We start from the raw sequence: 26,368 nt of genomic DNA on the forward strand, positions 1-26,368 counted from the left end.
TGGCCGGAGCAGCCTTGGTCGCGGCCGTCTTCTTGGCCGCCGCCGTCTTGGTCGCCGGAGCGGCCTTGGTGGCGGTGCTCTTGGTGGCAGCGGTCTTCTTGGCCGCCGTCGCCTTGGTGGCAGTGGTCTTGGCCGGAGCAGCCTTGGTCGCGGCCGTCTTCTTGGCCGCCGCCGTCTTGGTCGCCGGAGCGGCCTTGGTGGCGGTGGCCTTGGTGGCAGTGCTCTTGGCCGGAGCAGCCTTGGTCGCGGCCGTCTTCCGAGCGGTCGTCGCCTTCGCGGCCGTGGTGGCCTTGGCGGCCGTGGCCTTGGTGGCCGCAGCCGTCTTGGTGGCCGTGGCCTTCTTGGCCGGGGCGGCGGCCTTGGCGACCTTGCCGCTGGCCACCATCTCGCGGAAGGCCGTGCCGGGCTTGAAGGCCGGCACAGACGTTTTCTTCACTTTCACCGGCTCGCCGGTGCGCGGATTACGAGCCGTCCGCGCATTGCGTGCCCGCTTCTCGAAGACGCCGAAGCCGGTGATGGCCACTCGGTCGCCCTTGGTGACTGCGTTCTCCACCTCGCTGATGACTGCTTCAAGAGCGGCAGTAGCCGTCTTGCGGTCACCCAGTCGGGCTGCGAGCGCCTCGATGAGCTCGGCCTTGTTCACGATTTTCCTCCCGAACGTGAGAACTGAGGCTCGTAGGGGTCTTCTCCGTCGTTCCGAGCCTCATTGGCCCAATGCGAGCCATTCTGCGCGCACCGTATGCCCTCTGACCAGCGGACACAAACATTCGTGTCAAAAAACCCCTTGTGTTGCAACGAATTCGCCCCCACCGGGGATGCGGTGGGGGCGAAAAAGCGTGTTCTGACTAGGGTTTTTGCCTCAGGCGACCACCGGCTTGAACGCGGGACGTGATTTTTCGTACGCGGTGATGGATTCCTCGTGCCGCAGCGTCAGTCCGATGTCGTCGAGGCCCTCCATCAGGCGCCAGCGGCTGAAATCGTCGATCGGGAACGACCAGGAGGCGTCGTCGGCGACCACTCGGCGGCCCTCGAGGTCCACCGTGATCTGCTTTTCGGGCTCGCTTTCGGCCAGATCCCAGAGCGCCTCGACGGCCTTCTGGTCGAGCTGGACCGGCAGTAGCCCTTCCTTGAGGGCGTTGCCCCGGAAGATATCCCCGAAGCGGGCCGCGATGACCACCTTGAAGCCCCAGTCGCGCAGTGCCCAGACGGCGTGCTGACGCGACGATCCGGTGCCGAAATTGGGGCCGGCGACCAGGATTGTGGAGCCCGCGTGAGCCGGGTTGTGGAGCACGAATCCGGGATCTTCGCGCCAGGCGCTGAACAGACCGTCCTCGAATCCGGTGCGGGTGACCCGCTTCAGATAGACGGCCGGAATGATCTGATCAGTGTCCACATCGGATCGGCGCAACGGCATCACTTTGCCGCTGTGGGTAACGAACTTGTCCATCTTTGGTCCCTCTCAAGCTCTAGCTGACTCAGCCAGGTCGGCCGGGGCGGCGAGACGGCCCACGACGGCGGTGGCGGCGGCCACCTGAGGCGAGACCAGGTGTGTACGCCCGCCCTTGCCCTGCCGGCCCTCGAAGTTGCGGTTGGAGGTCGAGGCAGCGCGCTGACCAGGGCTGAGAGTGTCGGGGTTCATGCCCAGACACATGGAACAGCCCGCGAAACGCCACTCGGCGCCGGCCTCGGTGAAGACCTTGTCGAGCCCCTCGGCCTCGGCCGCCTCGCGCACCTTGTACGACCCCGGCACGATCATCATGCGGACGTCGTCGTGCACCTTGTGGCCGCGCAGGACGTCGGCCGCGGCCCGCAGGTCCTCCAGGCGCCCGTTGGTGCAGGAGCCGACGAAGACCACGTCGACCGGAACCTCTTTGAACGGGGTGCCGGGCTCGAGGGCCATGTAGTCGAGCGCGCGCCGGGCCGCGCTGCGGTCTGTCTCCTCGATGAACTCCTCGGGGTCGGGCACCACGCTGTCGAGCGGCGCGCCCTGGCCCGGGTTGGTGCCCCAGGTGATGAACGGGCTGATCGAGGCGGCGTCGAGGATGATCTCGGTGTCGTACTCGGCGCCCTCGTCGGTCACGAGCGTCTTCCAGTACGCCACGGCGGCGTCCCAGTCGGCTCCCTTGGGCGCGTGCTCGCGGCCCTCGAGGTAGGCGAACGTGGTCTCGTCGGGCGCGATCATGCCGGCCTTGGCGCCCCACTCGATGCTCATGTTGCAGATGGTCATCCGGCCCTCCATGGAGAGCTTGCGGATGGCCTCGCCCCGGTACTCGACGATGTGGCCGTTGCCGCCGCCGGTGCCGGTCTGCGTGATGAGGGCCAGGATCAGGTCCTTGGCGCTCACGCCCGGGTTCAAATCGCCGACCACGGTGACCGCCATCGTCTTCGGCGTGGACTGCGGCAGCGTCTGGGTGGCCAGCACGTGCTCGACCTCGCTGGTGCCGATGCCGAAGGCCAGCGCGCCGAACGCGCCGTGGGTCGCGGTGTGCGAGTCGCCGCAGACGATCGTCATGCCGGGCTGGGTGAGGCCCAACTGCGGGCCGATGACGTGCACGATGCCCTGGTTGACGTCGCCCAGCGGGCGGATCTGGACACCGAACTCCGCGCAGTTCTTCCGCAGGGTCTCGATCTGCGTCCGCGAGGTCGTGTCGGCGATCGTGAAGAGCTCGCCGCGCTTGGTGTTGAAGGCCGGGTCGGCGTAACCGGTCGGCGTGTTGTGATCCTCGGTCGCGAGCGTGAGATCGGTGCGTCGAACCGGGCGGCCGGCCAGGCGCAGGCCGTCGAAGGCCTGCGGGCTGGTCACCTCGTGCAACAGGTGCAGGTCGATGTAGAGCAGATCAGGCTCACCCTCGGCAGCACGCACGACGTGGTCGTCCCAGACCTTTTCGGCCAGGGTCCTCGGAGTGACTCCCACCATCTGGACATCCTAAATTCTGGGAGGTATGTTTCGGCTTGTGGGACACAGTATGAGCGGTGTCGGCGTTCTCGACAAGGCGGTCGTCATCTTGGCGGCCTGTGTCGACGGCGCCAGCCTGGCCGAACTCGTCGACCGTACGAAGCTTCCCCGGGCGACCGCACATCGCCTGGCCCAGGCCTTGGAGATCCACCGGATGCTGGTGCGGGACACCCAGGGCCGCTGGCGCCCCGGGCCCCGCCTGGGCGAGCTGGCCAACGCCGCGCCGGACGTGCTGCTGACCGCGGCCGAGCCCCTCCTTTCCGCATTGCGGGACGCGACCGGGGAAAGCGCCCAGCTGTACTTGCGCCGGGCCGACGAGCGCATCTGTGTGGCCGCGGCCGAGCGCGCGAGCGGGCTGCGCGACACGGTTCCGGTCGGCTCGGTGCTGCCGATGGTGGCCGGTTCAGCGGCCCAGATCCTGCTCGCCTGGGAACCGCCCGAGGCCGTCATGCCGCTGCTGCCGCGCTGCAAGTTCACCGGGCGCACGCTGGCCGAGGTGCGCCGCCGGGGCTGGGCCCAGAGCGTGGCCGAGCGCGAGCCCGGTGTGGCCAGTGTCTCGGCGCCGATCCGCGACCGGACGGGCCGGGTGATCGCCTCGATCTCGATAAGCGGTCCGATAGAGCGTCTCGGCCGCCGCCCGGGCGAACGGCACGCGATGGCCGTGGTGCGCGCGGGGCAACGCCTCTCCGGCCTCTGAGGCCGATCTTCCCTTCCGCGTACGACATTCGACGACGACCCGGTCCTTCGTGCTGCCTTGCGCCCGGCGCCTTTTGTGCACAGTCATCGGCTCTTCGTGCACACTGAACGGCCCTGTGTGCACGTGAATCGGCCCTGCCTGCACGCCGCGATCCGGCCTGATGACCGGGCGTTCCGGCGCCGATAGGGTCGCGGCGTGCGGCTGTTCGGGCGGGAGAGCGAGTGCGCCACGATCGACGCCCTGCTGACCGGGGCGCGACGGGGGCGCAGCGCGAGCCTGGTCCTGCGGGGTGAGGCCGGCGTCGGGAAGACGGCCCTTCTGACGTACGCGGTCGAAGCCACACCGGACGCCCTGTGCCTCAGTGGCATCGAGTCCGAAGCGACGTTCCCGTTCGCCGCCCTGCACCGGTTGCTGATTCCGCTGCTGCCGCAACGCGATCAGCTCCCGGCCGGCCAGCGGGTGGCCCTGGAGGTCGCGTGCGGCCTGGCCGACGGCGCCCCGCCCGATCTCTATCTGGTCAGCCTGGCCGCCCTCACCCTGCTCGCCGGCGCGCCCCGGACGTGCGTGGTCGACGACGTGCAATGGCTCGACCAGGAATCGTTGCGATCTCTGGCTTTTGTGGCCCGGCGTCTGCACGCCGAGGGCGTGGTGCTGCTGTTCGGGCTGCGCGGCGCCGATCATCCCGAGCTGACCGGCATCCCCGCCCTGGACCTGACGGGACTGGGTCGCGAGGCCGGGGTGGCTCTGCTCGGCGAGGTGGTCGGCGGGCCGCTCGACCGGTTGGTGGCGGGCTCGATCGTCGCGGCCACCGGCGGTAATCCGCTGGCGCTGACCGATCTCGGCCGGGAACTCAGCACCGGTGAACTCACCGGCGGCATCCCGCTGCCCGACCCGATGCCGATCGGCAGCCGTCTGGAAGCGATGTATCTGGCCCGCATCAACGGCCTTCCGGCGGCCACCCGCATCTGGCTGCTGCTGGCCGCGGCCGACCCGGGCGGCGATCCGGCCCGGCTGGCCGCCGCGGCCGCCGCCCTGGGGATCTCGCCCGACGACGCCGCCCCGGCCGAGACGATACGTCTCGTCTCCGTGAGACGAGACGTATCGTTCCGGCATCCGCTGGTGCGCTCGGCCGTCTACAACGGCGCCTCCGCGGCCGACCGCCGCCGGGCCCACCTCGCCCTGGCCGGCGTGACCACCGACCCGCAGGACGCCGATCAGCGGGCCTGGCACCGCGCGACCGCGGCCATGGGGCCGGACGACGAGACGGCGGCCGAACTGGCCCGCGTGGCCGACCGGGCCGGCGCCCGCGGCGGGCACGCCGCCCGCGCCACGTTCCTGGTGCGAGCGGCCGAGCTGACCGGCTCGCCCGACGCCCGCGCCGGATGGCTGCTGGCCGCGGCCGGCGCCGCCCTGCAAGCCGGTTCGCCGGTGCGGACGCTGGCCCTGCTCGACACGGCCGACGACACGGCGCTGGGCCCGATCGGCCGCGGCGAGGCATTGCTGATCCGGGCCGTCGCCGCCGTCAGCACCGGCGATCCCGAGGCGACCCGCCGCGCCTCGGCCATGTGCCTGGCCGCCGCCTCGTCGTTCGCAGCGGAGGCGCCGCACCGGGCCCGGGCAGCAGTGCTCCAGGCGGCGGAACACTCGATCTCGGTCGAGTCGGCGTTGCACGGCACGACCCAACGCGAGATCGCCGTGGCCGCCCGCGCCGGATTCGGCCACTTCTCGCGACCGGGCCCGCCCGGGCCGACACCCGATGATCCGCACCCGACGCCATCGCCGGACGAGCGCCCCGGTCCGAGCCCGCACGCCCACCCGGAAACGGGGTGGGGCGGTCAGCCCGGCTCTGACGGTCCGGCCCCCGCGCCGGCGGATCTGCTGCTGGCCGCGTACGCGAGCTTCTTCGACGGCGGCTACCCCGAATCCGGTCCGCATCTGCGCCGGGCCGTCGAGGCGATAGGCCGCGCGCCCGATGCCGAGGTGCTGCGGCACGTCGTTCTCGGTGTCACGTTCTGCACGCTCATCTGGGACGACCGCACCCGCCGGGCGATCCTGCGGCGGGCCGAGGCCCACGCGCGGGCCACCGGCGGGCTGCAGATGCTCGACCTGGTCGTGTTCCTGGCCGCGATGACCGAGACGTCGTTCGGCCGGCTCACCGAGGCCGACCGCTACGACGCGACCGGCCGCCGCATCCGGGAGTCCATCGGCGCCACCCAGGACCAGGAGCAGATCTGGCGGCACCCGCTGCTGCTGGCCTGGCGGGCCGGCGACGGCGTCCCCGAGGCGCTGCAAGGGATCCTGCCGGCGGCCGAGGCGCTCGGCTTCGGCGCGATGGTCTCGATCATGCGGCAGAGCCTCGCGCTGATCGCGGTCGGCCGCGGTGACTACGCGGCCGGTCTGGCCCAGCTCAGCAAGCTGGTCGAACTCGGGACGCCCGGCCTGTACTCCCGGGTCCTGCCCGACCTCGTCGAATGTGCGCTGCGGGCCGGTGACCGCCGGATCGCCAAGCTGGCCTACGGCGATCTGGCCGTCGCCGTGCGGGCGAGCGGGACGCCGTGGGCGCGGGGTCTGCTGGCGCGATCCCGGGCGTTGCTGGCGGCCGGGGAGTCGGCCGAACCGCATTATCGGGAGGCGATCGAGCTGATGTCGGGGACCCTCGCGGTGGGCGATCGGGCGCGGGCCCATTTGCTGTACGGCGAATGGCTGCGACGCCGGCGGCGGCGTGGGGATGCGCGGGAGCAACTGTCGGCGGCCTTGCGGCTGTTCGAGTCGGAGCGGGCCGAGGCGTTCGCCGGGAGGGTGCGTAGTGAGCTCGCCGCCCTCGGCGGTCGCGTCCAGAATTCCGTACAAGAAAACGACACGGCCCTGACCCCGCAGGAGGCCGCCGTGGCCCGGCTGGCCCGGGCCGGAGGGACCAACGCCGAGATCGCGGCCCATCTGTATCTGAGTGCCAGCACCGTGGATTACCACCTGCGCAAGGTGTACCGGAAGCTCGGCGTCCGCTCGCGCCGGCAGCTCCGCGAGAATTTGCACGATTGACTACGCGTCGCACGGGATGCGCTCATGGACGCGCTCCCACAACGATCGGCGCATGGCCTTCGTGAGAACCGCCGACGGGGCGGAGATCTTCTACAAGGACTGGGGCGCGGGCCGTCCGGTCGTGCTCAGCCATGGCTGGCCGCTCAACGCGGACAGCTGGGAGGCGCAACAGCTCTTCCTGGCCGATCACGGCTATCGGGCCATCGCGCACGACCGCCGCGGGCACGGCCGGTCGACCCAGACGTGGGCCGGCAACGAGATGGACACGTACGCCGATGATCTGGCCACGATCATCGACGCGCTCGATCTGTGGCGGGTCACGCTGATCGGTTTCTCGACCGGCGGCGGCGAAGTGGCGCGCTATGTCGGGCGGCACGGCACAGCCCGGATCGCCCAGGTGGTGCTGGTGTCCGCGGTGCCGCCGTTCATGCTGCGGACGCCCGACAACCCGGGCGGGCTGCCCGGCGAGATCTTCGACAGCCTGCGCGCGGGTTCGCTGGCCGACCGCTCGCAGCAGTACCGGGATCTGGCCGACGGCCCGTTCTTCGGCCACAACCGGCCCGGCGCCGACGTGTCGTCCGGCATCCGGCACGCCTTCTGGCGGCAAGGGCTGCAGGCCGGGCACCGCAACGCCTACGAGTGCATCGCCGCCTTCAGCGGCACCGACTTCCGCGCCGACCTCGACGCGATCGACGTGCCCGCCCTGATCATCCACGGCGACGACGACCAGGTGGTGCCGTTCGCCGTCGGCGGCCAGGCTTCGGCCGCCCGCCTCAAGTACGCCCGCCTGACCGTCTATCCCGGTGCGCCGCACGGCATCACCGACACCCACCGAGAACAACTCGCAGCCGATCTGCTGGCCTTTCTGAAGGAGTTCGACGCATGAAGCCCATCGTTCTGGTCCACGGTTTCTGGGTGACCCCGCGCAGCTGGGAGCACTGGAAGGCGCACTACGAGGCCAAGGGTCACCAGGTCATCGCGCCCGCCTACCCCGGTTTCGAGGTCGAGGTCGAGGCGCTCAACGCCGACCCGACGCCGGTCGTGAACGTGACCGTGCCGCAGATCATCTCCCACTTCGAGGAAGCCATCCGCGCCCTGCCGGAGCCGCCCGTCATCATCGGGCACTCGGCCGGCGGCGCGTTCACCCAGATCCTGCTCGACCACGGGTTCGGCTCGGCCGGCGTGGCCATGAACTCGGCCCCGACCGAGGGTGTGCGGGTGGTGCCGCTGTCCCAGCTGAAGTCGACCTTCCCCGTGCTCAAGAGCCCGGCCAACCGGCACAAGGCGATCCCGCTGACCTTCGAGGAATGGAAGTACGCCTTCACCAACACGTTCACCGACGACGAGGCGCGGTCGCTGTACGAGCGCTACGCGATCCCGGCCAGCGGTGGCATCCTGTGGGGCGGCGTGCTGGCCAACTTCCAACCCGGCCACCAGGACACGTGGGTCGACTACCACAACGACAACCGGGCGCCGCTGCTGTTCGTCTCGGGCTCGGAGGACCACATCATGCCGCCGGCCATCCAGGAGTCGAACGCCAAGCACTACAAGTCCAACACCATCACCGAGCGGCGCGAGTACGAGGGCTACGCCCACCTGCTGCCGGCCCAGAAGGGCTGGGAGCAGATCGCCGACGACGTCCTCGAATGGGCCCTGGCCCACGGCAAATGACGCTCACAATCACGCACATCGGCGGCCCGACGACGCTGCTCGAGCTGGGCGGCGTACGGCTGCTCGTCGATCCGACCTTCGACGCCCCCGGCCGGCGCTACTCGTTCGGCTGGGGCACGTCGTCACGCAAGACGGCGGGCCCGGCTCTGTCTGCTGATTCGCTGGGCCGGATCGACGGTGTGCTGCTCACCCACGACCAGCACGCCGACAATATGGACGACGCCGGCCGCGCCCTGCTGCCATCAGTTCCTGTAGTGGTGACGACGGTCGCGGGCGGCCGCCGGCTCGGAGCCACCGGACTGGCCCCGTGGCAGACCACGACGATCGGCGACCTCGAGATCACGGCCACCCCGTCCCGTCACGGCCCCGCCTGGAGCGTCCCGATCGTCGGCCCGACAACGGGTTTCGCCCTGCGCCCACCCGGCTCGCCGTCGGTGGTCTGGATCTCGGGCGACACCGTCGTCTTCCCCGGGATGCTCGAGGTGGCCGACCGCTTCACCGTCGACACCGCGATCCTGCACCTGGGCAAGGTCCAGTTCGGCCTGACCGGCCCGGCACGCTTCACGATGACCGGCCGCGACGCCGTTGCTCTGGTCGACCGGGTCAAGCCTCGGGCCGTCGTCCCCGTGCACTACGAGGGCTGGTCACACTTCCACGAGGGCCGCAACGAGATCGAGGCCGCCTTCCCACCGGGCCGCCTGATCTGGCTGAAACCCGGCCTCGCAACGGAGGTGTGATCGGCCGGCTCCCACGTGTCGGCGGTCAGTCCGACCGCCGGCACGTTTCGTTCTCAGGAGAAAAAACTGTCGGTCGGTGGCGATAGCTTGATGGACGTGAACGACATCTCCGTCCGCCGGGTCAACTACGGCTACTTCGTGCGCCCAGCCGAAGAGACCGGCACCGGCCACCCCCGGGTCGAGCCCACGCTGGGCTACGTGGTCACCCACCCCACGGCCGGCGTGATCCTGGTCGACACCGGCATGGGCGGCAACCCCGAGGTCGACGCCTGGTACCAGCCCACGCGGATCCCCTTGGCCGCCGCCCTCAAAGCCGCCGGCTCAGACGTCACCGAAGTCACCGCGGTCATGAACTGCCACCTGCACTTCGATCATTGCGGAGGGAATCCGGACCTGGCCGGCCGCCCCGTCTATGCCCAGCGCCCCGAACTGGCCCTGGCCCGCGCGGCGGAAAGCCACACGCTGCCCGCCCTGGTCGATCACCCCGGAGCCCAGATCGAGGAACTGGACGGCGAAGCTGAAATAGCCCCCGGCGTCCTCATCATCCCTACACCCGGCCACACCGCCGGCCACCAGTCCCTGGCCGTCCGCCGCCGCGACGGCACGATCATCGTGGCTGGCCAGAGCCACGACAACGCCACCCTCTTCACAAGCGACGTCCTGGGCCACCAAGCAGCCGTGGGCACCCAGCCCGCATGGCTGAACCGCCTGCTAGCCCTGGACCCGAAACAGATCTACTTCGCCCACGACAACGCCATCTGGACCCCCGCCTAGCTTTGTCTCGTTGTGCGCCTGCCGAAAATGGATCTCCCCCACGTCCCCCAGCCCCGAACGGTCGGGCGACTCCGCGAGAACCTCTGCGGTGTCAGCAGAGCAGCGACTCGATGAGGCCGCCGCGAATCTGGTCGCGCGCTGCGTTGCCGCTGCCCGACGAAGACCTGATTGCCCGCATGCATGTGGCACCCCGCTGCCCTCGGTTCGGGGAGCGACACCAGGTGTGCCGTGTCAGCCACGATGGCATAGCGGTGACGGTCACGGCGGCGCGACGGTGACGATTCCCCATTCCGCGACCGATGCCGCAGGCGAACCACACCGCCCGAACGGCTTTCCGCACCCCACCGATCAGCCACCGTGACACAAAGCCTGAGGGCTCGGCTCCAAGAGAAATGTCGGGGCCCGACCGAGAGAGCCAAGGAAGCTGACGGTTGTTGATGTCAGAGGCGACCAGATTCACCCCCGACCATCGGCGTGCACCGACGACGTCGGTAACTGCTGCTGGCCCGAATCAGACGCCGACATGAAGATGGTCCGCGTGGCGCTCGTTGGCATCCGGCTCGTCACGGAACCCGCGCCGGTCTACCGAGCCGAGGGTTTGATGCCAGATGGCCGGCCCCATAACGACGCGGGCTCGATGCGCGGCGGAAAGCCCCATGAGGAGTCGGCCGACAGAAATCAAAGGCTCTGCAGTGCTGTGCTCACGGACGCTCAGCCCGTCAACCGCATCGATGTCGGCGGCGGCATGGAAGTAGTGGTCGTTTCGACGGCCCCCCCGGCGTAACAGGACCGAGGGGATGACCAGTCTTGATCAGACGAACCGATATCTGGTGATGCCGCGACAGCACCTGCAGGATGCGACTCAACCGGACATCCAGATGCCCCGACATGACGTCCTGACGAGCGTGGCCAGTCAGCAACAAACTCTGACCGTCGACCAACGCGACAAGACTTCGATGCAAAGACATAGCGACGACAGCGGCACACCTTGACGTCGCAGCCACGATGTCATGGCATGGCGGCAAGAGTCCCCACCCCACCCCACGCCACGCCACCCCACGCCACCCCACGCCCGATGCCGAAGGCGAACCACAGTGCCCGAAGGGCCTTCCAGCCCCACCACCCACCCACCGCAGGCACCGTAACGTGGGGTCTGGGGGCTCGGCCCCCAGGGGAAATGCGAAATGACCCTGTCTGCGCTTTCCGCAGACAGGGTCACCCTGAATGTAGCCCCGAAGGGATTCGAACCCTCGCTACCGCCTTGAGAGGGCGGCGTCCTAGGCCGCTAGACGACGGGGCCAGGACTTGCTTTTTGTGCTTCCGCTCTCGCGTTTGCGACGGGCTGAACTCTATCAGAAGTCCAGCGCCGCCCCTCCGGCAGGAGTGGTAGCGCTGGGGTACCAGGACTCGAACCTAGACTAGCTGAACCAGAATCAGCCGGGCTGCCAATTACCCCATACCCCATTGGCCCGGTTTCCCGTGCCGAGAGAGAACTTTACCTGACGCCCTGGGGGCAACCAAATCGGGTTACCTCATCGGAAGAGGTCGGCGTGGGTTCGGGCCCACTGTTCGTACGTCGTGGCTGGTCGGCCCAGCAGGTCGGCGACCGTGGGGACGGCGGCCTGGGGGTGTTCGACGAGCATGGCGGCGCCTTCGAGGTACCACTGGGCGTATTCACCCATCACGGGGCGTAGCTGTTCCACAGCGTCCTCGGGGGCCAGTTCGGTGTAGCGCAGTTCACGGCCGAGCGCACGCCCGATCGCTTCGATCTTTTGGCGGCGGGTGAGGGTTTCGGGGCCGGTGAGCTCGTACGACTTTCCTTCGTGCCCGGTGGTCAGGATCACGTGGGCGGCGACGGCGGCGATGTCCTCCTGGGCGATGGCCGCGTTGGCCGAGTCGGCGTAGCCGTCGCGTACTTCGTCGCCGGCGCGGATCTGGGCGGCCCACAGGGTGGCGTTGGCCATGAATTCGCCGGGTTCGAGGTGGGTGTGGGGCACTCCGGAGGCTTCGACGCCGTCTTCGATCTGTTGCCAGTGGTCGCCTTTGGCGCCGGCCAGGTCGACGATGCGGCCGACGCCGGCGGAGGCGGCCAGTTCGCAGGCCTCGTGGACTGTTGGGATGTGCGGCGCGAGGTATATCACGTCGACACCGGTCAGGGCGGGGCGCAGCGTGGCCGGCTGGCCGACGAAACCCTCCATCGCTTCGACTTCGGGCGGCAGGCCGGCCCGCTCGATGGAGACGGTCAACGCCCGCACGTCGGTGGCGCCGCGGGCCAGCAATTCGTCGACGACCATCCGCCCCACGTTGCCGGTGGCCCCGGTAACCAAGATCTTCATTCCCGTACCCCCTAAGGAAACTAGTTCCCGTAGGGTATACGGAATCATGGAAGAGTTCAGCCCCCGGATCCTGCCGCTGCTCTGGCGCCGCTCGATAAAGGCCCGCAAAGCGGTGGGACGGCCACCCCGGCTCAGCGTCGACCTCGTGGTCACCACGGCCATCCGCATCGCCGACGCCGAGGGGCTCGAGGCGGCGTCCATGGCACGCGTGGCGGCCGAGCTCTCGGTGGCCACCATGAGCCTCTACACGTACGTCCCCTCGCGCCCCGAATTGGCCGACCTCATGGTCGACGAGGTCTTCTGGGCCCGTGACCTGCGCGGCGAGGGCACTTTCCGGGAGCGGGTGCGGCTCTACGCCGAGCGCACCTTCGCCATGTACCGGGCACATCCGTGGCTGGCCGAGCTCTCGCGGGCGCGGCCGCCGCTGGGTCCGGGCATGCTCGCCGAGCAGGAGTTCGTGCTGGCCGCGGTGGCCACGCTCGGCCTGCCGCTGCGGCAGCTGAACCCGGCGGCGACGGCGATCGCGACCTGGGTCACCTCGGCCGCCCGGCACGAGGCGGAGAGTGCGCTGTTACGCCGTACGACCGGCCTCAGCACCGACGAATGGTGGCTGCAGCGCGGTGAGCTGTGGGAGAGCTGGTTCGACGTCGAGGCCCACCCGACGATGACCGCGATCTGGAACGGCGGCGCCTTCGACCGGGGCGCCGACGAACAGGCCCAGGACGCGTACGAGTACGGCCTGGGCCTGTTGCTGCAAGGAATCGAGAAGTCAGTCGAGGGCGACGACCGGGTTCCGTAGCTCGCCGATGCCCTGGATGCTCACCGACACCGTGTCGCCCGACGTGATCTCGCTGACCCCGGCCGGCGTGCCGGTCAGGATGATGTCGCCCGGCAGCAGCGTCATGACGTGCGACACGTACGAAACCAGGGTGGGCACGTCGAAGACCATGTCCTTGGTCCGGCCGATCTGGCGCACCTCCATGGCGTCGGGGTTGCGCCCGACCTCGCAGCGGATCTCGAGGTCGCTGACGTCGAGGCCGGTGACGATCCACGGGCCGATCGGGCAGAACGAGTCGAAGCCCTTGGCCCGGGTCCACTGCGGGTCGCTGCGCTGCAGGTCGCGGGCGGTGACGTCGTTGCCGATGGTGTAGCCGAAGATCGCCTTCTCGGCGCCCGCCCGGTCGACGCGGCGGGCGCCGGTGGCGCCGATCACGACGGCCAGCTCGGCCTCTTCCTCGACCTGCTGGGACTGCGGGGGCAGGCGGATCGCGTCGTTGGGACCGATCACCGAGGTGGAGGGCTTGATGAAGATCAGCGGCTCCTTGGGCACCTCGTTGCCGAGCTCGGCGGCGTGGTCGGCGTAGTTGCGGCCGACCCCGATGACCTTGCTGGAGAAGATCGGGGCGAGCAGGCGGACGTCGGCCAGCGCCCAGCGCTGACCGGTGAACCGGACCTCTTCGAACGGCAGCGATCCGATCTCGGCGACGGTCAGGCCCGACGCGTCACCCTCGACGACACCGAAGGACACCCCTCCGGCATGAACAAAACGGGCGAATCGCACGGTTGGTCCCCTCTGAACGGCTTACGGTTCTCGGCCAGAAATCTACGCCGGATGCCGGCCCAGCGGCCGGGGCCGTCACCAGACTCACGCCGAGCCGGCGCCGTTGGGCGAAGAGGCGGGCGCGCCCAGCCGCGGGAACGGGTCGAGCGAGAAGATCACCTCGACCGGCACCTCGAAGTACCGGCTCAGCCGCAGGGCGAGGTGCAGGCTCGGGCTGAACTCGCCGCGCTCCAGGTAGCCCACCGTCTGGTAGTGCACCCCGAGGGCGTCGGCGAGTTGCCGCCGGGAGATGCCCCGTTCCGCGCGCAGCATCGCGATGCGGTTGAAGGTGACCTCACTGCTCACTAGCGGACCATACTGTTCATCGCCCGCTCCCGCCGCGCCGCCACCACCGAACCCGATTCGCGCCGGGCCATCCGCCGCAGCAGCACCGGCGCCAGCGCCAGCCCGGCCACCGCCCACACGGCCAGCACCCCGAACGTCTCGAAGTGCCGCCACGAGTCGGTCAGCTCGACCCCGGCGAACGCGTCGGGCAGGAACACCGACCGCATGCCCAGCCCGAGCCAGTAGATCGGGAAGACCTGCGCGACACCCTGCAGCCAGCCCGGCATGCCGGTGATCGGATAGAAGATGCCGGAGATGGCCACGAGCCCGAAGATCGGCAGCATGACCAGGCCGAAGCTGCGCGGGTTGTCGAAGAACGAGCCGATCGCGGCGCCGATGGGCACGGTGGCCACGAGCGCGAGCGGAAGCAGCCAGAGCAGCGTCAGCAGGCCCCCGGAGTCGAACAGCAGGCCGTCGACCAGGAACGCGCCGGGCACGAGAACGACCAGGATCGAGGCCAGCGTCATGCCGCCCACCCCGACCACCTTGCCGATCAGGTAGCCGCCCATGCCGTGCGGGGTGGCCTTGGCCCGCAGCAGCGTGCCGTCCTCACGGTCGACGATCAGATATTGCGCGATGGTGATCAGGCCGCCGAAGGCCACCAGCATGCCGATCGAGCTGGGCAACGTGCTGGCCCCCAGCGTGAGGTTCGTGCCGGGCAGCTTCTTGTCCTCGATGAAGAAGAGCGCGATGAGCAGCCCCAGCGACGGGAAGAAGTAGCCCCAGAGGTCCTGGGCGTTGGTGAGGGTGTGGCGGAACTCGATGAGGCCGCGAGCGATGCCCACCCGGAGCGTCTCGATCATTTCTGGGCCCCCTCGGAGTCGTGGACCAGGCGCATGTACGTGTCTTCGAGGCTGTTGCGCCGCACCTCGAGCTCGGTGACGTCGTCACCGTGCTGCTGCAGCAGTTCGCGGACGAACGGCGTGGGGTTGGCGGCCGAGTGCACGAACCGCTGGCCGTCGCGGGTCCAGCGGATCTCGCTCTCGCCGGCCACCCGCCGCGACAACTCGTCGGCCGAGCCGTCGGCGATGATCCGGCCGCCGGACAGGATGAGGATGCGGTCGGCCAGCTTCTCGGCCTCGTCGAGGTCGTGGGTGGTGAGCAGGATGGTGGTGTCGTCCACATCAGTCAGCCGATGGACCAGGTCGTGGAACTCGCGGCGGGCCTCGGGGTCGAAGCCGACCGTCGGCTCGTCGAGAAAGAGCAGGTCGGGCCGGCCGACGATGCCGATCGCCACGTCGAGCCGGCGGCGCTGACCACCGGAAAGCCGGCTGACCCGGGTGCCGGCCGCGGCGGCCAGGCCGACCACGTCGAGCAGGTCGCCGACGGGCCACGGCCGGGGCTTGGCCTCGGTGGAGTAGCGCCGGTAGTACGAGCCGAGGTGGCCGAGCAGTTCGGCCACCCGCCACTTGCCGTGGTCGCGCCAGGACTGGAGCACCACGCCGACCCGGGCCCGCCACGGCTCGCCCGCGCCCGCCGGGTCGGCGCCCAGCACGCTCACCTCGCCCGAGGACCGTACGCGGAAGCCCTCGAGAATCTCGATCGTGGTCGTCTTGCCCGCGCCGTTGGGCCCGAGCAGCGCCAGCACCTCGCCCCGGCGCGCGGCGAAACTGACACCGGCCAGGACGTCCTTCGCCCCGTACCGCATCCGCAGGTCGCGGACATCGATGACTCGCTCGCCGGGCGGCACCTGCGTGCCGGCCTCGAGCGCCCCCGCCAAAGTCGTTCCTCCCATGTGGAGCACGTTACCAACCGATGTAGCAGGTGTACTACATACTTAAATAGGTATTCGGCACGCAGCCGCAGCCGGAAGCGCGACGCCGCTCTCATTAGCGCCTAACGGTGATCGTGTTGATCGCTTCGGCTGGATACGCTGAGGTCATGGGGATCAAGCAGGTGAGGGCGCTCACCACGACGCTGCCCTCGGTCACCTGGATTCCGCTGGCCCGGGCGCATGCCGAGCGGGCCGACGAGATGACCGCGGGCCACCGCGCCCGGCGGGCCACCGGCGAGAAGCACGCCATCGAGGATTTTCTGTACGACTACTACGGCACCCGCCCCTCGGTGCTGCGCCGCTGGCACCCCGGCGTCGGCGCCGGGCTCGCCCCCGCGCCCGGCGGCCTGGCCGAGCACTCGGCGTGGAAGTTCTACATGACCTATCCCGACGGTGTGGTCGCGCTCGACCAGGACGCCTACCTGCACGCCCGCGGCGAGAGCGTGCGCTACATCCACGGCCTGCTCACCGCGACAGCGTCCCGCCCGGTGTTCTCGGGCTGCTTCGGATTGCACGAATGGGCCATGGTCTATCGCGATCCCGAGCACCGTCATGCCCTGCCCCTGCGTCTGGGCCTGGCCGAGACCGACCGCGTGGTCGAGCAGCACCCGATCCGCTGCACCCACTTCGACGCGTTCCGCTTCTTCACGCCCGAGGCGGTCGGGCTCAACCGGCTCCAGCCGACCCGGGCCACCCAGGTCGACCTCGACCAGCCGGGCTGCCTGCACGCGGCCATGGACGTCCACAAGTGGGCGACGAAGCTGGGCGCGGCCGTGCCGGGGGCCCTGGCCCTCGACTGTTTCGCCCTGGCCATCGACATCCGGCTGCTCGACATGCAGGCCAGCCCGTACGACCTGAGCTCCTACGGCCATCCCCCGGTCAAGATCGAAACCCCCGAGGGCAAGGCCGAGTACGTGGCCCGGCAGCGCGAGTTCGCCCGCCGGGCGGCCGGTCTGCGGGCCCGCCTGATCCGCGTCTGCGAAGAGCTGCTGGGCCCCGAGAACGCCGCTCAGAACCGCGAGGCCGTGGCCCCGTTCAACCACCGCTGACCAACCGGAGCGACCACGGTCAGTCCATGGGGCCGGAGCGGCGGTTGCGCTTGGTCTCACCCCGGCGCTTCTTCTCGGCGATCCGTCGTTCCACCGAGCCCTTCGAGGGGCGCGTGGCCCGGCGTACGCGCGGTGGCGCCGCGATGGCCGAAGCCACCAACCCGGCCAGCCGGGCCGCCGCCGCCTCGCGATTACGCAGCTGGGAGCGGTGCTCGGAGGCAGTGACGGTCAGCACACCATGGATCAGGCGGTGACCCAGCCGTTCGACCGCCCGCTCTTTGAGCGCGGCCGGCAGCAGGGCCGAACCGGTGAGATCCCACGACAGTTCCACGCGGGAATCGGTGGTGTTCACACCCTGACCACCGGGCCCGCCGGAGCGGGAGAAGCGCCACGCCACCTCGGCCGCGGGAATGATGAGCCGATCATTGACCCGGATGTCCTCCACCACGGGCCCATCCTGGCACGCCCGCAAGGCACTATGGGTGGGTGACGTCACCCAGCGCGCCGGTCGTCGCGACCGGCTATCCGTGGCCCATCGAAACCACGCGCCTCGACAACGGCCTCCGCGTCGTGGTCAGTGAGGACAGGACCGCCCCGGTGGTCTGCGTCAATCTCTGGTACGACGTCGGCTCGCGCCACGAACCCGCCGGGCAGACCGGCTTCGCCCACCTCTTCGAGCACCTGATGTTCGAGGGCTCGCAGCATGTGGCCAAGACCGAGCACATGCGGCTGGTGCAGGGCAACGGCGGCTCGCTCAACGCGACCACCAACCCCGACCGCACCAACTACTTCGAGACCATGCCGGCCGAGCACCTGGAACTGGCGCTCTGGCTCGAGGCCGACCGCATGGGCGGGCTGGTGCCGGCCCTGACCCAGGAGACGCTGGACAACCAGCGCGAGGTGGTCAAGAACGAGCGTCGCCAGCGGTACGAGAACGTGCCCTACGGCGACGCCTGGCTGCGCCTGCTGGCCCTGCTCTACCCGGAGGGCCACCCGTACCACCACGCCACGATCGGCTCGATGGAAGACCTGAACGCGGCCGGCCTGGACACGTTCAAGGCCTTCCACCAGCAGTACTACGCGCCCAACAACGCCGTGCTGACCGTCGCGGGGGACGCGTCACCGGCCGAGGTGTTCGCGCTCGCCGAGAAGTACTTCGGCGGGCTCGAGCCGGTGGCCTCGATCCCGTCCGCGCCCAGCGCCCATCTGCCCGGCCCGGCCACCGCGCCCGCCCGCGAGACGGTCACCGCGGCCGTCCCGGCGCCCCGGCTCTATCTGGCCCACCGCACCCACCAGTTCGGCACCGCGGGTTACGACGCGATCACCGTGCTGGCCGCGGTGCTCGGCAACGGGCGGGGCAGCCGGCTCTACCAGCGGCTGGCCGACGGCGCCCGGATCGCCCAGCCCGACTACATCGGCTCGTACGGTGTCGATCTGGCCCACGCCCCGGCCCCGCTGATCATCACGGCCACGGCCAAGGACGGTGTCTCGGTCGAGACGCTCGAAGAGGGCCTCAACGAGGTGATCGCCGGCCTGGTCACCGAGCCGGTCACGCCCGAGGAGCTGTCGCGGGCCAAGGCGCTGCTGACCACCGCGTGGTGGCGGCAGGTCTCCACGGTGGGCGGCCGGGCCGACACGTTGAGCCGGTACGCGACGCAGTTCGGCGACCCGGGCGTCGCCGGTTACCGCCTGCCGCAGTGGCTCGCGGTCACCGCCGACGACGTGACCGACGCCGCCAAGTACGCGCTGAAGCCTGAGTCCCGGGTCACGCTCACCTACCTGCCCGAGAACGGGGAATCCGCATGACGCTCATCGCCACCCGCCCCGATCCGGGCGAGGCCCGCCCCTACACGTTCCCCGACCTGCAGCGGGTGACCGTGGCCGGCGGCACAGTGATCGGCGCCCACCTGCCCGGTCAGGCCCTGGCCAGCGCCATGCTGCTGCTCGACGCGGGCGCGGCCCGGGAGTCGGCCGGTCGCGAGGGCACGGCCACCGTGCTGGCCAAATCGCTGGAGGAAGGCACGGCCGAGCGCGACTCGGCGGCGTACGCCATCGCGCTGGAGAGCCTCGGGGCCGAGCTGTCGCCGGGCGTCGACTGGGACACGTTCCGGGTCGGTGTCTCGGCACCCGTCCCGCAGCTGCTCGATGCCGTGCGGCTGGCGGCCGAGGCGGTGCGCACGCCGCGGCTCGACCCGGCCGACGTCAACCGGGTGCGCGACGACGAGGTGACCGCGCTGCGCATGGACTGGGCCCAGCCCGGCCCGCGCGCCGACGCCGCCCTGCGGGCCGACCTGTTCGGCGCGGCCGAGCGCTTCGGCCGCCCGATGCACGGCGACCCGGCCTCGGTGGCCGCGGTCGAGGTCGACGACGTGCTCGCGTTCCACCGGGCTTGGCTGCGCCGGCCGGGCGTACTGCTGGTGGCGGGTGACCTCGGCACCCTCGATCTGAAGGCATTGGGCGAGGCCGCGTTCGCCGGCACCGAGGGTGAGCCGCTGGCTGTCGAGCCGCCGCTGGGCGTGCCGCTGCGGGCCGAACGCAAGATCATTCTGGTCGACCGGCCCGGTTCGGTGCAGTCGACGCTGCGCATCGGCCACCGCGCCCCCGAGCGGGCCACGCCCGACTACGTGGCCATGACGCTGGCCGCCACCGTGCTCGGCGGCGCCTTCACGTCCCGCCTCAACCACCTGATCCGCGAGGTCAAGGGCTACACGTACGGCATCCGGGGGTCGTACGCGATGAGCCGGCGTTTCGGGCGGTTCGAGGTGGCGGCGGGCGTGCAGACCGCGGTCACCGTGCCCGCGATCGTCGACACCCTGGGCGAGATCGCCCGCACCGAGCAGACCGGCGTCACCGAGGACGAGCTGGCCGTCGCCCGCTCGTGGCGGGCCGGTCAGCTCTCGGTCGAGATGCAGACGCCGGGCTCGATCGTCGGCGCGCTGAGCACGCTGGTCGTGCACGGCCTGCCCGACGACTACTACGAGACCCTGCGCCGGCAATACCTCGAGACCACGCTGGCCGAGGTCTCCGCCGCGGCCGGGGCCCACCTGCGACCGCACGGGCTCACGCTGGTCATCGAGGGCGACGCCGCGGTCATCCGCGACGAGCTGGTGGCGGCCGAGATCGGCGACGTGGTCGACTCGGAGATCTGAATCACGGCGATCTTCACAGAGAGCGGCAAGGTAGGACCGATAGTTTGGCCGCCATGACGATCACCACCACGCCGTCCGAGGTCCGGCCGGGTCGGCGGGTGAGGCGCACCGCGCTTCTCCTGCTGCTGACCCTGCCGGGCCTCGCGTGGGCGGCGGTCCGGCTGCTGGGCTGGGAAGAGGGCCCGCTGGTGCAGCTGATGGCCTTCACCCCGTACGCCGCGGTGTGGTCGTTCGTGCCCCTGCTGGCCGCCCTGCTGAGCCGCAAATGGCTGGTCGCGGCCCTCGCCGCCGCCACCGTCGTGATGTTCGCCGCGGCGGTGCTGCCCCGCGCCCTGCCCGACCGCGACAAGGGACCGGCCACGGGCGTCCCGGTGAGCGTCATGACGGTCAACATGTTCATCGGCGCGGCCGACCCGGCGGCGGTGGTGCGGCTGGTCCGCGAGAACGACGTCGCCATCCTGGCCGTGCAAGAGTTCACGCCCGAGTCGGCGGCCGGGTTGCAGGCGGCCGGGATCGACGCGCTGCTCCCCCATCACGCGCTGGCCGACGAGATCGGCACCACCGGGTCCGGGCTGTACTCACGGTTCCCGCTGACCGGCCAGGCCTCCCGGCGCGGGGACGGCGGCGGGCTGCAGGACGGCAACCTTCAGGCGTACGCCACGATTCAGGTGCCCGGCGCGGGCGGCGTCTTCGTCGAATCGGCCCACCCGCTCGCCCCCTATGCCCTGCGCGCCGAGAACGCCTGGCGGGCCGACCTCGACTCGTACCCCCACCCCGACCGGGGCAGTGGGCCCACGATGCTGCTCGGCGACTTCAACTCGACCCTCGACCACCAGCCGCTGCGCGAACTGATCGCCCACGGCTACCGCGACGCCGCCGCGACCACCGGCCACGGCCTGATCGGCACCTGGGGCCCGTACGCCGGGTTGCCGATCCCGCCCGTCACGCTCGACCACATCCTGGTCGACAAGCGGATCGGCGTACGGGACACCGAGGTGCACGACGTCGAGGGCAGCGATCACCGGGCCGTGGTCGCGACAGTCACGTTGCCAACCGCGTCATAGTGGGAATGGCGTGGGGTGGCTAGCCTCGCCGCCATGACGATCACGAGCGCGCCGAGCGCCGGTCGCGAGGTCGGCCGCCCCCGACGACGACGAAAGGCCGCGCTGACCGTGCTGATCTGGCTGTTCATCCTGCCGTTCCTGGTGTGGGCCGTGATCCGCCTCGGTGGCTGGGAACGGGGCCCGGTGATCCAGTTGTTCGCTTTCACCCCGTACGTCGCGGCCGCGGCCTGGGCGCCGGTCATCCTCGCCCTGGCCACCCGCCGGTGGACGGTGGCGGCGGTGGCCGTGGTGGTGGCGATCCTGCTGGCGGCGGCGGTACTGCCGCGGGCCATCCCGAGCCGCGACAAGGGGCCGGCGCTGGGCGTGCAGCTCAACGTGATGACCTCGAACATGCTCTTCGGCGGGGCCGACGCGGCGCAGATCGTCAAGCTGGTGAGCGAGCGCAACATCGACGTGCTGGCGGTGCAAGAGTTCACCACCGAGGGCAAAGAGGCGCTGGCGGCGGCCGGGCTGGGGGCGTTGCTGCCGTACTCGTCGCTGGCCGACGAACCGAAGGCGGACGGGTCGGGGCTGTACTCGCGCCACCCGATCACGTCGCCGGGCGCGCGCCGCAACGGTGGGGGCTTCATGCAGGCGTACGCGACCGTGCAGGTGCCGGGGGCCGGGCCGGTCGTCGTCGAATCGGCGCACCCGCTGGCGCCGCATTCACGGCCGGTGCTGGGGCAGTGGCGGGCTGACGTGCTGGCCCAGCCACGCGCCGACGCCGGCGGGACACCGCGGATCTTGCTCGGCGACTTCAACGCCACGCTCGACCACGCCCCGCTGCGCGAACTGATCTCGCACGGCTACCGCGACGCGGCCGACGCCACCGGAAAAGGCCTGATCGGCACGTGGGGCCCCTACGACGGCGACCCGATCCCGCCCGTGACGATCGACCACGTGCTGGTCGACGAGCGGATCGGCGTACGCGAGGTGAGCGTGCACCCGATCACCAAGAGCGACCACCGCGCGATCATCGCCGGCCTCACCGTCCCCGCCACCTCATGACGGTGACCACCCGCCTGCTCACGGTCGACGACGCGGCCGAGATGGCCGAGCAGTTGCGGGCCAACCGAGAGTTCCTGGCCCCCTGGGACCCCGACCGCTCCGACGAGTACTTCACCGAAGCCGGCCAGCGCCGGGTGCTGGCCGACATGCTGCGCCAACACTCGTCCGGTTCCGCACTACCGCACGCGATCGTCGAGAACGGCCGCATCCTGGGGCGGATCGCGCTGACGAACATCGCCCGCGGCCCGTTCCTGTCCGGCACGCTCGGCTACTGGGTGGCCCACGAGGCCAACGGACGCGGCGTCGCCACCGCGGCGGTGGCCCGGATCGTCGGGCTGGCCTTCACCGACCTCGGCCTGCACCGGGTCGAGGCCGGCACGCTGGTGAACAACATCGGCTCCCAACGCGTGCTCGAGAACAACAAGTTCCAGCGCTACGGCTTGGCGCCCCGCTACCTGTGGATCGCGGGCGCTTGGCGCGACCACGTGTTGTTCCAGCGCCTCGCCGACGACTAGCGCAGGCCCCGGTTATCCACATTCACCGGCTGTCCACAGGAACGGTCACGGCGCTGCCCCGGATCGGCTTCATCCCAGGAAAATAACCAGCGGGGGCTCCCCCTTGGGAGGGCGGGCACGGTGCGGTAACTGATCTTGGTTTGTGCTGACCGTCTGAAAACTGAGTGCCAGGTGGCGGAACGCGGCCTACTCTGCACGACATGAGCTTCTGTCAGTTGAGCACGACGACGCCGGGACGTCCCGGCGTTTGTTCGCGCTGATCTGATCGCGGCGCAGAAACGGCCTCGGGCGAGATGCCCGGGGCCGCTCGTGTGCCCGGAGTTTCTCGCCCGTTCTCGAACGGGAGACTTCTGATGCACATCGACCACCGCAAGCTCGGGCGCGAGCTCGACCTCTTCGACTCCGACCCGCTGATCGGCGCGGGACTGCCGTTCTGGCTGCCGGGCGGCGCCGCGGCACGGCACGCAGTCGAGTCCTATCTGTACGAGCTCGAACACCGGAACGGTTATCAGCACGTGTATTCGCCGGCGCTCGGTAAACGGCAGCTCTTCGAGTTGTCGGGGCACTGGCGCAACTTCGCCGAGGACATGTTCCCGCCGATGCCGATGGGCGGCGACGAATTGGTGCTGCGGCCCAGCCTCTGCCCGCACCACGCCCTGATCTACAAATCGCGCGGGCGCTCCTACCGCGACCTGCCGCTGCGGATGGGCGAGCTGGGCGGCATGTTCCGGGCCGAGCGCTCGGGCGTGGTGGGCGGGCTTTCCCGCGTACGCGCGATGCAGCTCAACGACGCCCACGTCTTCAGCCCCGAATCGCAGGCGGCGGCCGAGGTGGCCGAGGTACTGCGGCTCATGCGGGAGGCCCACCGGGCACTCGGGATCGAGCCTTCGTCGTACCAGCTGTCGTTGCGGGGTGAGGGGAAGAAGTACGGCGGCAACGACGAAAGCTGGCGGGTAGCGGAACGGTTGTTGCGGGAGGCGCTCGACGGTTTCGACTTTGTCGAGGCGCCGGGCGAGGCCGCGTTCTACGGGCCGAAGATCGACGTGCAGATCGCCGACCCGGCCGGGCGCGAGTGGACCCTGGCCACCATCCAGATCGACTACCACCAACCGGAAGCGTTCGACCTGGGGTACGCGAACGCGGAGGGCGGCCGATCGCGCCCGGTGATGATCCACCGCAGCCTCGTCGGCTCGATGGAGCGGTTGTTCGCGCATCTGATCGAGGTGCACGAGGGGGCGTTCCCGCTCTGGTACGCCCCGGTCCAGTTGGCCGTGCTGCCGGTCTCGGCCGATGAGGACGAGGCGGCGGATGCGCTGGCCCGGGCCGCAACCGAGGCCGGGTTGCGGGTCGAGGTGCTGCGCGACGGTTCGATCGGGGCGCGCGTCCGGTCGAGTGCCGAGCGCCGAATCCCGTACGCGGGAATGATCGGTCGCCGCGAGGCGCCGGACGGCCTGGTGGCCCTCCGGCATCGCGATGGACGGCAGCGGGAACCGATGCCGGTCGCGGCGGCCGTCGCGCTCCTGGCCGACGAGGCCCGGCCTTAACGGAGGCGGGCGTCGACTTCGATCTCGATGCGCATCCGAGGGTCGGCCAGGCCGCACACCATCATGGTGGCGGCCGGGCGGACCTCGCCGAACGCTTGGCGCAGCACCGGCCAGCACGGCTCGAAGTCGGCCCGCTCGGGCAGCAGGTAGCGGACCCGCACGACGTCGGACAGCGTGCAACCGGCCTCGCGCAGCGCCGCCTCGATGTTGCGCAGAGCCTGGTCGGCTTGCTCGACGACGCCGGAGGGAATGGTCATCGTCGAGTAGTCGAAGCCGGTGGTGCCGGAGACGTACACGTGTTCTCCGGCCACCACCGCGCGGGCGTACCCGATCTGCTCCTCGAAGGTGGAGCCGCTGAAGATTCTCGTCACTCGGCCAGACCGTAGGTGAGGGCGTCGACCAACGCCACCCACGAAGCCTCGACGATGTTCTCGTGGACGCCGACCGTGGTCCAGTCGCGGTCGCCGTCGCCGGTCTCGAGCAGCACGCGGGTGATCGCGTTGGTGCCGTGGCTGCCTTCGAGGATGCGTACCTTGAAGTCGGTCAGTTCGAAGTTCTTGAGCTGCGGATAGTGCTGCGTGAGGGCGGCCCGCAGGGCCTCGTCGAGCGCGTTGACCGGGCCGTTGCCCTCGGCCGTGGCGATGACGCGCTCGCCGCGTACGCGGACCTTGACCGTCGCTTCGGAGACGACCGCGCCGTCCTCGCGGTGCTCGACCTGCACCCGGTACGACTCCAGGCTGAACGGGCGGGCCAGCTTGCCGCCGAGCAACTGATCGCGGACGAGCAGCTCGAACGAAGCGTCGGCGGCCTCGAACGACCAGCCGCCGGCCTCCAGGTCCTTGACCCGCTGGGTGACCGTGCTGAGCGTGTCCGGATGGCCGGCCAGGTCGATCCCGAGCTCGCGGCTCTTGAGCTCGATGCTGGCCCGGCCGGCCATCTCGGTCACCAGGATCCGCATGTCGTTGCCCACCACCGACGGGTCGACGTGGTTGTAGAGCAGCGGATCCACTTTGATCGCGCTCGCGTGCAGCCCCGCCTTGTGAGCGAATGCCGCGGCCCCGACGTAGGCCTGGTGGGTGTCGGGGGCGATGTTGGCGATCTCGGCGAGCGCGGTCGAGACCCGCGTCGCCTTCTCCAGGCAGCCTTCCGGTAGGACGGGCAGCCCGAGCTTGAGTTGCAGGTTGCTGACGACGGCGAACAGGTCGGCGTTGCCGGGCCGCTCGCCGTAGCCGTTGGCGGTGCACTGGAAGTGTTTGACCCCGGCCTCGACGGCGGCGACCGTGTTGGCCACCGCGCACGAGGTGTCGTTCTGGCAGTGGATGCCGAGCCGGTCGGCGGGGACGCCGGCGCGCTCGACCACTTCGTTGATCGCCTTGGTGATCATCGAGGGGAGCATGCCGCCGTTGGTGTCGCACATGACCACGCGCTCGGCGCCGGCGTCGATCGCGGTCTTGACCACGCTGGCCGTGTATTCGGGGTCGTAGCGGAAGCCGTCGAAGAAGTGCTCGCAGTCGACGAAGGCGCGACGGCCGTTGGCCACCAGGTGTCGCACGGTGTCGCGGACCATGGCCAGGTTCTCGTCGCCGGTGGTGCGCAGGGCCCGCTCGACGTGCCGGATGTCGCTCTTGGCGACCACGCAGACGACCGGGGTCTCGGCGTCGAGCAGGGCCTTGACCTGCGGGTCGGTGGCGACGTCGACGCCGGCCTTGCGGGTCGCGCCGAACGCCACCAGCACCGCGTTCTTGAGGTCGAGCTCGGTGCGGGCGCGGGCGAAGAACTCCGTGTCCTTGGGCATCGCGCCGGGCCAGCCGCCCTCGATGAAGCCCACGCCGAACTCGTCCAGCAGCTTCGCGACCGCCAGCTTGTCGGCGACCGAGTAGCTGATCCCCTCCCGCTGCCCGCCGTCGCGAAGCGTCGTGTCGAAGACCTGGTACTCCATGGCGCGTTCCCTTCGAAAGATGTCGACCCAACAAAAAGACCCCCCGCGGATGCGGGAGGTCTGCGCGTCGGCGTGGAGTCAGCCGGCGCGCTAGGTGCGAATAATCAGCACGGAGTGGGTCACGTTCCGAAG

25 protein-coding genes and 2 tRNA genes are annotated in these 26,368 nt (G+C 70.2%); 14 read left to right on the forward strand and 13 right to left on the reverse strand.

Going from position 1 to position 26,368, the window contains the following annotated elements; all coding sequences use genetic code 11:
• The 3 genes from M1L60_RS15460 to leuC all read right to left on the reverse strand — a co-directional run.
• The coding region (locus M1L60_RS15460; protein ID WP_253238113.1) for an HU family DNA-binding protein at window positions 1-643 on the reverse strand (643 nt) is incomplete at its 3' end.
• Window positions 644-859: 216 nt separating this feature from the next.
• Window positions 860-1,447, reverse strand: a complete 588-nt coding sequence (gene leuD, locus M1L60_RS15465) for a 3-isopropylmalate dehydratase small subunit (protein ID WP_253238114.1) — start codon at window positions 1,445-1,447, stop codon at window positions 860-862.
• Window positions 1,448-1,459: 12 nt separating this feature from the next.
• Window positions 1,460-2,917 (reverse strand): 3-isopropylmalate dehydratase large subunit, encoded by a 1,458-nt coding sequence (gene leuC / locus M1L60_RS15470; protein ID WP_253238115.1) that lies wholly within the window; start codon window positions 2,915-2,917, stop codon window positions 1,460-1,462.
• Between the two features lie 49 nt (window positions 2,918-2,966).
• Here leuC and M1L60_RS15475 point away from each other — a divergent pair, with 49 nt between their 5' ends.
• The 6 genes from M1L60_RS15475 to M1L60_RS15500 all read left to right on the forward strand — a co-directional run bounded on the left by M1L60_RS15475 (window position 2,967) and on the right by M1L60_RS15500 (window position 9,874).
• Window positions 2,967-3,653: an IclR family transcriptional regulator gene (locus M1L60_RS15475; protein ID WP_023561932.1), complete on the forward strand. Its 687-nt coding sequence runs from the start codon at window positions 2,967-2,969 to the stop codon at window positions 3,651-3,653.
• A gap of 195 nt (window positions 3,654-3,848) precedes the next feature.
• Window positions 3,849-6,692, forward strand: coding sequence for a helix-turn-helix transcriptional regulator (locus tag M1L60_RS15480; protein ID WP_253238116.1), 2,844 nt, complete (start codon window positions 3,849-3,851; stop codon window positions 6,690-6,692).
• Window positions 6,601-7,578, forward strand: coding sequence for an alpha/beta fold hydrolase (locus tag M1L60_RS15485; protein WP_308208489.1), 978 nt, complete (start codon window positions 6,601-6,603; stop codon window positions 7,576-7,578). The genes M1L60_RS15480 and M1L60_RS15485 overlap by 92 nt, the downstream gene beginning before the upstream one ends.
• Complete coding sequence (locus M1L60_RS15490; protein WP_253238118.1) at window positions 7,575-8,363, forward strand: alpha/beta hydrolase; 789 nt, start codon at window positions 7,575-7,577, stop codon at window positions 8,361-8,363. Before M1L60_RS15485 ends, M1L60_RS15490 begins: the two co-directional genes overlap by 4 nt.
• Window positions 8,360-9,100: an MBL fold metallo-hydrolase gene (locus M1L60_RS15495; RefSeq protein ID WP_253238119.1), complete on the forward strand. Its 741-nt coding sequence runs from the start codon at window positions 8,360-8,362 to the stop codon at window positions 9,098-9,100. Before M1L60_RS15490 ends, M1L60_RS15495 begins: the two co-directional genes overlap by 4 nt.
• A gap of 96 nt (window positions 9,101-9,196) precedes the next feature.
• A complete protein-coding gene (locus M1L60_RS15500; protein WP_253238120.1) occupies window positions 9,197-9,874 on the forward strand; it encodes an MBL fold metallo-hydrolase in 678 nt (225 codons plus the stop codon).
• Window positions 9,875-11,101: 1,227 nt separating this feature from the next.
• Here M1L60_RS15500 and M1L60_RS15505 read toward each other — a convergent pair.
• From M1L60_RS15505 to M1L60_RS15515, 3 genes are all read right to left on the reverse strand, one after another.
• Window positions 11,102-11,174: transfer RNA gene (locus tag M1L60_RS15505), tRNA-Glu, on the reverse strand.
• Window positions 11,175-11,266: 92 nt separating this feature from the next.
• A tRNA-Gln gene (locus tag M1L60_RS15510) sits at window positions 11,267-11,338 on the reverse strand.
• Window positions 11,339-11,406: 68 nt separating this feature from the next.
• A complete protein-coding gene (locus M1L60_RS15515) occupies window positions 11,407-12,210 on the reverse strand; it encodes an SDR family oxidoreductase (RefSeq protein ID WP_253238121.1) in 804 nt (267 codons plus the stop codon).
• Between the two features lie 46 nt (window positions 12,211-12,256).
• Between M1L60_RS15515 and M1L60_RS15520 the strand changes: the two genes are divergently transcribed.
• Window positions 12,257-13,009, forward strand: a complete 753-nt coding sequence (locus M1L60_RS15520; protein ID WP_253238122.1) for a TetR/AcrR family transcriptional regulator — start codon at window positions 12,257-12,259, stop codon at window positions 13,007-13,009.
• Here M1L60_RS15520 and M1L60_RS15525 read toward each other — a convergent pair.
• The 4 genes from M1L60_RS15525 to M1L60_RS15540 form a co-directional block, all read right to left on the reverse strand.
• Window positions 12,980-13,771 carry a fumarylacetoacetate hydrolase family protein gene (locus M1L60_RS15525; protein WP_253238123.1) on the reverse strand — a complete coding sequence of 264 codons (792 nt, stop codon included), beginning with the start codon at window positions 13,769-13,771 and terminating at the stop codon, window positions 12,980-12,982. The genes M1L60_RS15520 and M1L60_RS15525 overlap by 30 nt on opposite strands.
• Window positions 13,772-13,855: 84 nt before the next feature.
• Window positions 13,856-14,083 (reverse strand): helix-turn-helix transcriptional regulator, encoded by a 228-nt coding sequence (locus M1L60_RS15530; RefSeq protein ID WP_253238189.1) that lies wholly within the window; start codon window positions 14,081-14,083, stop codon window positions 13,856-13,858.
• Window positions 14,084-14,115: 32 nt separating this feature from the next.
• Entirely contained in the window at window positions 14,116-14,958 is an 843-nt protein-coding gene (locus M1L60_RS15535; RefSeq protein ID WP_253238124.1) for an ABC transporter permease, read from the reverse strand.
• Window positions 14,955-15,803: an ABC transporter ATP-binding protein gene (locus M1L60_RS15540; protein WP_253238190.1), complete on the reverse strand. Its 849-nt coding sequence runs from the start codon at window positions 15,801-15,803 to the stop codon at window positions 14,955-14,957. Before M1L60_RS15540 ends, M1L60_RS15535 begins: the two co-directional genes overlap by 4 nt.
• A gap of 233 nt (window positions 15,804-16,036) precedes the next feature.
• Between M1L60_RS15540 and M1L60_RS15545 the strand changes: the two genes are divergently transcribed.
• On the forward strand, window positions 16,037-16,978 hold the full coding sequence (locus M1L60_RS15545; protein ID WP_253238125.1) for a 3-methyladenine DNA glycosylase: 942 nt from the start codon (window positions 16,037-16,039) through the stop codon (window positions 16,976-16,978).
• A gap of 19 nt (window positions 16,979-16,997) precedes the next feature.
• Here the strand turns inward: M1L60_RS15545 and arfB are convergent, their stop codons facing one another.
• Window positions 16,998-17,426, reverse strand: coding sequence for an alternative ribosome rescue aminoacyl-tRNA hydrolase ArfB (gene arfB / locus M1L60_RS15550; RefSeq protein ID WP_253238126.1), 429 nt, complete (start codon window positions 17,424-17,426; stop codon window positions 16,998-17,000).
• 38 nt (window positions 17,427-17,464) lie between these two features.
• On the opposite strand from arfB, the gene M1L60_RS15555 reads away from it, so the two are divergent.
• From M1L60_RS15555 to thrS, 6 genes are all read left to right on the forward strand, one after another.
• Window positions 17,465-18,784, forward strand: coding sequence for a M16 family metallopeptidase (locus tag M1L60_RS15555; RefSeq protein WP_253238127.1), 1,320 nt, complete (start codon window positions 17,465-17,467; stop codon window positions 18,782-18,784).
• Complete coding sequence (locus M1L60_RS15560; RefSeq protein WP_253238128.1) at window positions 18,781-20,127, forward strand: M16 family metallopeptidase; 1,347 nt, start codon at window positions 18,781-18,783, stop codon at window positions 20,125-20,127. The genes M1L60_RS15555 and M1L60_RS15560 overlap by 4 nt, the downstream gene beginning before the upstream one ends.
• Before the next feature lie 53 nt (window positions 20,128-20,180).
• Window positions 20,181-21,191, forward strand: coding sequence for an endonuclease/exonuclease/phosphatase family protein (locus tag M1L60_RS15565; protein ID WP_253238129.1), 1,011 nt, complete (start codon window positions 20,181-20,183; stop codon window positions 21,189-21,191).
• Between the two features lie 33 nt (window positions 21,192-21,224).
• Complete coding sequence (locus tag M1L60_RS15570; RefSeq protein WP_253238130.1) at window positions 21,225-22,238, forward strand: endonuclease/exonuclease/phosphatase family protein; 1,014 nt, start codon at window positions 21,225-21,227, stop codon at window positions 22,236-22,238.
• Window positions 22,235-22,753: a GNAT family N-acetyltransferase gene (locus M1L60_RS15575; RefSeq protein WP_253238131.1), complete on the forward strand. Its 519-nt coding sequence runs from the start codon at window positions 22,235-22,237 to the stop codon at window positions 22,751-22,753. Before M1L60_RS15570 ends, M1L60_RS15575 begins: the two co-directional genes overlap by 4 nt.
• A 353-nt stretch (window positions 22,754-23,106) precedes the next feature.
• Window positions 23,107-24,297 carry a threonine--tRNA ligase gene (thrS, locus tag M1L60_RS15580; RefSeq protein ID WP_253238132.1) on the forward strand — a complete coding sequence of 397 codons (1,191 nt, stop codon included), beginning with the start codon at window positions 23,107-23,109 and terminating at the stop codon, window positions 24,295-24,297.
• Here the strand turns inward: thrS and M1L60_RS15585 are convergent.
• Window positions 24,294-24,668: a RidA family protein gene (locus M1L60_RS15585; protein WP_253238133.1), complete on the reverse strand. Its 375-nt coding sequence runs from the start codon at window positions 24,666-24,668 to the stop codon at window positions 24,294-24,296. The two genes, thrS and M1L60_RS15585, sit on opposite strands and share 4 nt — an antisense overlap.
• Window positions 24,665-26,236, reverse strand: a complete 1,572-nt coding sequence (gene cimA / locus M1L60_RS15590) for a citramalate synthase (protein WP_253238134.1) — start codon at window positions 26,234-26,236, stop codon at window positions 24,665-24,667. The genes M1L60_RS15585 and cimA overlap by 4 nt, the downstream gene beginning before the upstream one ends.
• Window positions 26,237-26,368 lie beyond the last annotated feature (132 nt).

The organism is Paractinoplanes aksuensis (genome assembly GCF_024137025.1).
GTDB lineage: Bacteria > Actinomycetota > Actinomycetes > Mycobacteriales > Micromonosporaceae > Actinoplanes > Actinoplanes aksuensis.